We start from the raw sequence: 4,090 nt of genomic DNA on the forward strand, positions 1-4,090 counted from the left end.
GTGCGGGACCGTCAGTCCACCGCCGTCACCACCACCGCCACCGACGGACGATCCGGCAGGGCCTCGCCCACCGCCGCACGCACCCCGAGGGCCACGTCCAGGACCCGCTCCGCCCCCGCGACCGCCACCTCCACACGCACATGACGGCGCGGCAGCGTGGCGTCGGGCTCGATGTGAACCGGCCGGCCCAGCCCGCCCAGGGCACCGGTCAGGCGGGCCACACCCGGCACGGACAGCGCGGCGGCGCCCACACGGGACTCCTCGCCGTCGCCGGGCGGCTCCGCCGCGGGCTCCTCCTCGCTCCGCCCCTCGTCGGGTCCGGCGGTCGTGGCGTCCGCGTCCGCGTCCGCGCCGACGCCGACGTCGGCGTCGGCGTCACGCAGCCCCGTCACCCGCAGATCCACCTCCGTCACCGTCAGACCGAGACGTTCCGCCGCCGCGGTGGCCAGCGACGCCCTCAGGCGGGCCGCCGTCGCGGGGAGGGGCTCGGCGCCCAGGGCCGTGGGGTCCGCCGACGCCAGGAAGTCCGCATCGATCCGTAGCGGCCCCGGCAAGAGCGCGCTCGGGGGCGGCGGTACGGCGGGTTCGTACGGCGCGTCCGGATCGACCAGCGAGATCCGCAACCTGCCCAGCCGAACCCCGCGCGTCGAGTCGGCAGCCCGGCGCAGGACCGAGCCGGCCGCCCTCTCCGTGATCCACGCGCCGTCGCGCGGGCCGCCCAGGGGCAGCACTCTGCCGAGTCCGACCTGTCGCCGTACTGCCTTCGTCCATTCGTCCGCCGTCATTGCTCCAGCCTGCCGCATCCGCGGCGCGCGACCACGTAACCCCGCTTACTGTGGTCCAAGGAGGAGAACCGGAAGGGACGTACGGCATGACTGACATGACGCAGCGGGACCGGACGGGGGACCCCGAGAACGAGACGGTGTCGGCACCGGCCGTCGGTACCCGTAAGACCACCAAGCGCGGCGGTGGCGATCCGGCCACCCGGGGACGCACCACCATCGCCGACGGAGTCGTGGAGAAGATCGCCGGACTGGCCGCACGGGACGTGGCCGGCGTGCACACCATGGGCAGCGGCCTGTCGCGGACCTTCGGAGCCGTGCGGGACCGCGTGCCCGGCGGGACGAAGGCGGTCACCCGGGGTGTGAAGGCCGAGGTCGGCGAGGTGCAGACCGCGCTCGACCTGGAGATCGTCGTCGACTACGGCGTGCCCATCGCCGACGTCGCCCGCGACGTGCGCGAGAACGTCGTCGCGGCGGTCGAGCGCATGACCGGCCTGGAGGTCGTCGAGGTGAACATCGCGGTCAGCGACGTGAAGCTGCCGGAGGAAGTGGAAGAAGAAGTGGAGCCCCGGCTCCAGTGACGCACGCCGTTGGGAGCACAACATGAGTCTGGCCGTGGTCGGCATGATCGCCGGAATGGCGCTGGCCTTCGCCGGGTACTTCGGCGGCTTCGGTGCCTTCCTGCTGGTGGCAGCGCTCGGAGCCGTCGGCTTCGTCGTGGGCCGGTTGCTCGAAGGGGATCTGGAGCTCGGTGACTTCTTCCGCTCGCGTGACCACCGGCGGCGGTGACCCACGTGGACGACAGCCGTTCGGAGGACAGCCGCTCGGACGACAGCCGCTCAGACGAGGGTCGCCGCCCGGTCACGACGGTCCCGCCGGCCGAGCGCGGCGCCACCCGGATCGCCGACCGCGTCGTCGCGAAGATCGCCTCGCAGGCGGCGCGTGAAGCACTGGAAGCGCTGCCGCGCGACGCCATGCCCCCGCACGCCAGCGCCAGCATCCATCGGAGGACCGCGCGCATCCGTGTCGGGCTCGAACTCGACTACCCCTCCGACATCGGGGCCCGCTGCGCCGCCGTGCGTCGTCGGGTCGCCGAGCGGGTAGAAGCGCTGGCGGGGATGGACGTACCCGAGGTGGCTGTCCTGGTCGAGCGGCTGTACCTCGCGCACGTCCCCGGCGCGGCACAGGGGAGGACCCTATGAGCGAGACCCCGGGCTCCGAAGACACCCGCGGCACACAACGGCTGCCCGTCATGGAGAAGGCGGGCGACGACGACCCCGTGCAGTCCACGTCGGCCGCCGCGTACGATCCGCTGCCCGCCCTCGACAGCGAGAACGGCGACGAGAAGCGGTTCTGGTCCTCGCGCCGCATCCCCGCGGGCGTCGTCGCGCTGCTGCTCCTCGCGGGCTTCGGCCTCCTCCTGTACGACGTCGCCGCCGTCCGCGCGGACCGGTCCGCCATGCAGTGGCGCAAGACCCTCGCCCGGGAGCTCTCCGAGCGGCCCCTCGACGACGTATGGGTGCTCGTCGGCGCCGGGGTCGCCGTGGGGCTCGGTCTCTGGCTGGTCGTGCTCGCCGTGACACCCGGGCTGCGTGACGTGCTGCCGATGCGGCGCGTCCACGCCCACGTCAGGGCCGGGCTGCACCGGGACGCCGCGGCGATGGCGCTGCGCGACCGGGCCGTCGAGGTGGCGGGCGTGCGGACCGTACGGGTCCGCGTGGGCCGCAAGAAGGTCGACGTCCGCGCGGTCGCGCACTTCCGCGAGCTCGACGAGGTACGCGCCGACCTGGACGCCACGCTCGCCGACGGGATCCGGGGCCTCGGGCTGTCCCGGCCCCCCGCGCTGGCCGTGCACGTCCGGCGGCCCGGACGGAAGGGGTGAGGTCCGGTGCTGAGGATCGTCAACCGCGTGCTGCTGGGACTCGTCGGGCTGGTGCTCGTCGTGGCCGGAGGGTCCGTGCTCGCCGTCGGGCTCGGTGTGAAACCGCCCTCCTGGTGGGTGTACGACGGGAAGCACGACGTCCTGCTCAGCGATGCAGACCGGACACGGTGGCGGGACGAGGGCTGGTGGTGGCCCGTCGTCATCGCCGTACTCGCGGTCCTGGTGCTGCTCACCCTGTGGTGGCTGACCGCCCTGCTGCGGCGCCACCGGCTGGGCGAGGTGCTCGTCGACACCGGCGACGGCGAGGGCGCCCTGCTGCGCGGGCGTGCCATGGAAGGTGTACTCGCCGGTGAGGCGGGCGGGCTGGACGGCGTGGAGCGCGCCGAGGTGCGGCTGACCGGACGGCGCAGCACCCCCGAGGCGCGGGTGCGGGTCCTGCTCGAACCGCACGTGGACCCCGGAGACGCCCTGCACCGGCTGACGACGGAGGCCCTCGCGCACGCCCGGGACTCGGCGGGACTGGCCGCGCTCCCCGCCGAGGTACGACTGCGCGGGGTCAAGCACGGGACGGAGCGGGTGAGCTGAGCAACCGTGGGTTCCGCCGGGACAGGCCGGTGCCGCGAGCCTTGTGGGCCTCAGAACCCGTGCCGCGACCCGCCGTCCACCGGCAGCATGATGCCCGTCAGGTAGGACGCGGCGGGTGACAGCAGGAACGCCGCCGTCCGCCCGAACTCCTCCGGCGTGCCGTACCGGCGCAGCGGGATGCGGGACTCGTGGCCCGCACGGGTCGCCTCCGGGTCCGCGGACATCCCGTCCAGTTCGCGCACGCGGTCGGTGTCGATACGGGCCGGCAGCAGACCCACGACGCGGATGCCGCGCGGGCCCAGCTCGTCCGCGAGGGACTTGGCGAAGCCCGCGAGGCCGGGGCGCAGCCCGTTGGAGATGGTCAGACCCGGAATCGGCTCGTGCACGGAACCGGACAGCACGAAACCGATGACACCGCCCGCACCGAGCTCCGCCTCCGCGGCCCGCGCCAGCCGGACCGCGCCCAGGAAGACCGACTCGAACGCGGCTGTCCACTGCTCGTCCGTGTTGTCCGCGGCGAACCCGGGCGCCGGGCCGCCGACGCTGATCAGAATGCCGTCGAACCCGCCGAAGTGTTCGCGCGCGGCGGCGACGAGCCGGGCCGCGGCCTCCGGGTCTGCGTTGTCCGCGGCGACCCCCACGGCGTTCGGGCCGAGGGCGGCCGCCGCGTCGGCGACGCTCTTCTCGTCGCGCCCGGTGATGACCACCTTGGCGCCGTCGGCGACGAGTTCCCGCGCGCTCGCGCTGCCGAGCCCACGGGTCGCTCCGGTGACGACGTACACACGGTCCTTCAGTCCAAGATCCATGGCCCCTATCCTCCCCCATCCCGTCCGTCCGGCTC

At 74.1% G+C, this 4,090-nt stretch carries 7 protein-coding genes; 5 read left to right on the plus strand and 2 right to left on the minus strand.

The window, feature by feature from the left end; translation table 11 throughout:
• Nucleotides 1–11: 11 nt before the first annotated feature.
• The gene (locus tag FNH08_RS46175) at nucleotides 12–785 is read right to left on the minus strand and encodes a nucleopolyhedrovirus P10 family protein (RefSeq protein ID WP_152777703.1); all 774 of its coding nucleotides are present in this window, start codon (nucleotides 783–785) and stop codon (nucleotides 12–14) included.
• An 86-nt stretch (nucleotides 786–871) separates the two neighbouring features.
• Between FNH08_RS46175 and FNH08_RS46180 the strand changes: the two genes are divergently transcribed.
• From FNH08_RS46180 to amaP, 5 genes are read left to right on the plus strand one after another with little or no spacing between them, the layout of a single operon-like run.
• Nucleotides 872–1,363: an Asp23/Gls24 family envelope stress response protein gene (locus tag FNH08_RS46180; protein ID WP_152777705.1), complete on the plus strand. Its 492-nt coding sequence runs from the start codon at nucleotides 872–874 to the stop codon at nucleotides 1,361–1,363.
• Nucleotides 1,364–1,385: 22 nt separating this feature from the next.
• Entirely contained in the window at nucleotides 1,386–1,571 is a 186-nt protein-coding gene (locus FNH08_RS46185) for a hypothetical protein (protein ID WP_152777707.1), read from the plus strand.
• A 5-nt stretch (nucleotides 1,572–1,576) separates the two neighbouring features.
• On the plus strand, nucleotides 1,577–1,984 hold the full coding sequence (locus FNH08_RS46190) for an Asp23/Gls24 family envelope stress response protein (RefSeq protein WP_322726529.1): 408 nt from the start codon (nucleotides 1,577–1,579) through the stop codon (nucleotides 1,982–1,984).
• The gene (locus FNH08_RS46195) at nucleotides 1,981–2,664 is read left to right on the plus strand and encodes a DUF6286 domain-containing protein (protein WP_152777709.1); all 684 of its coding nucleotides are present in this window, start codon (nucleotides 1,981–1,983) and stop codon (nucleotides 2,662–2,664) included. The genes FNH08_RS46190 and FNH08_RS46195 overlap by 4 nt, the downstream gene beginning before the upstream one ends.
• Before the next feature lie 6 nt (nucleotides 2,665–2,670).
• Nucleotides 2,671–3,249 (plus strand): alkaline shock response membrane anchor protein AmaP, encoded by a 579-nt coding sequence (gene amaP / locus FNH08_RS46200; protein WP_322726528.1) that lies wholly within the window; start codon nucleotides 2,671–2,673, stop codon nucleotides 3,247–3,249.
• 50 nt (nucleotides 3,250–3,299) lie between these two features.
• Here amaP and FNH08_RS46205 read toward each other — a convergent pair whose 3' ends face one another.
• A complete protein-coding gene (locus FNH08_RS46205; RefSeq protein ID WP_152777711.1) occupies nucleotides 3,300–4,055 on the minus strand; it encodes an SDR family oxidoreductase in 756 nt (251 codons plus the stop codon).
• Between the last annotated feature and the right edge of the window lie 35 nt (nucleotides 4,056–4,090).

Source organism: Streptomyces spongiae, assembly GCF_009377185.1.
GTDB lineage: Bacteria > Actinomycetota > Actinomycetes > Streptomycetales > Streptomycetaceae > Streptomyces > Streptomyces spongiae.

Excerpts from the sequence above, each read along its gene's own strand:
- FNH08_RS46185 (WP_152777707.1), top strand. The coding sequence starts at position 1,386 with ATGAGTCTGGCCGTGGTCGGCATGATCGCCGGAATGGCGCTGGCCTTC.
- FNH08_RS46195 (WP_152777709.1), top strand. The coding sequence starts at position 1,981 with ATGAGCGAGACCCCGGGCTCCGAAGACACCCGCGGCACACAACGGCTG.
- FNH08_RS46175 (WP_152777703.1), bottom strand. The coding sequence starts at position 785 with ATGACGGCGGACGAATGGACGAAGGCAGTACGGCGACAGGTCGGACTC.
- FNH08_RS46180 (WP_152777705.1), top strand. The coding sequence starts at position 872 with ATGACTGACATGACGCAGCGGGACCGGACGGGGGACCCCGAGAACGAG.
- FNH08_RS46205 (WP_152777711.1), bottom strand. The coding sequence starts at position 4,055 with ATGGATCTTGGACTGAAGGACCGTGTGTACGTCGTCACCGGAGCGACC.